Raw genomic sequence first — 875 nt, 5'->3', positions numbered from 1 at the left:
CCGGCTCGAGCCGGCCGGCGACCCGGACCCGCAGCCCGGGACGGGCGCCGAGCCGCCGGAGGTTGGCCGTATGGGCGAGGCCGGGATGACGGTGGGCGGGGGTGAGCCGGACGAGCGCGCCGTCCCGCTCGGAGAGGGCCGCGGCGTCAGACTCCGGGAGGACCCGGGCCAGCAGGTCCTCGCCGTCCGTGCCGACGACCTCGATGTCGCGGACGGTGAGGGGTCCGGTGCGCCCGGCACCGTCCGAGCCGGACGCGGGAGGTGCCGGGAATCTCTCGCCGTCGGCCGGCGTCACCGGCGCGGTCACTGTCCAGGGCCGTCCGGCGGCGAAGGTGGCACGCACACCGGGTTCCGGCAGCAGTCGGCCGTCCGGGGCGACGGCCGCGTCGGTGAGGACGAGGCCGCCGCGGGAGAGCCGGAAGTGGTCGCTCAGGAAGGTCCGGATGGCGACGTGGGCGCCCCGGCGCGGCGGGCACGGGCCGGCCCGCCGGGCTTGACGTCGGGGAGCGTGTACCAGTGGCCGTCGTCGTCGACGAGGTGGGTGACCACCCCGCCGAGGCCGTCGGGACCGATCACCGGTTCACGGCAGACGCCGTACAGCCGCAGCGGTCCCTCGGGGCGGAGGCGCCGGCGGACCGTGCCGATCAGTGCCGGGTCGGTGCCGGATGCCTTCAACCGGTATGTGACGAGGAGGAGTTCGCGGAGTGCGGTGACCGACGTGCCCAGGTCGCAGGCGAGCCGCAGGGTCTCGATCGCCTCACCGGTTCCCGCGGTGTGGCCGGACGCGCGGACCTCCCGGCAGACCTCGGTGACGAGACGGGCGGCGGTGTCGCGTATCCGGGCGGGGTCGCCCCCGGCCTCGAGCACCGCCTGCT

At 76.5% G+C, this 875-nt stretch carries 1 protein-coding gene and 1 pseudogene; both read right to left on the bottom strand.

Features of this window, described 5'->3' with window-relative positions:
• Window positions 1-343 (bottom strand): annotated as a pseudogene (locus B9S61_RS40655) (hypothetical protein); the annotation flags it as partial.
• 86 nt (window positions 344-429) lie between these two features.
• Window positions 430-875: DUF5682 family protein (locus B9S61_RS42060; protein ID WP_258039547.1), on the bottom strand; the 446-nt coding region annotated here is incomplete at its 5' end.

Origin of the sequence: Streptomyces sp. SM1, from assembly GCF_002910825.1 — a bacterium.
In the GTDB taxonomy this organism is placed as follows: domain Bacteria; phylum Actinomycetota; class Actinomycetes; order Streptomycetales; family Streptomycetaceae; genus Streptomyces; species Streptomyces okerensis.
The sequence above is the reverse complement of the archived record's forward strand: the minus strand, read 5'-3'. Positions and strand labels throughout refer to the sequence as shown.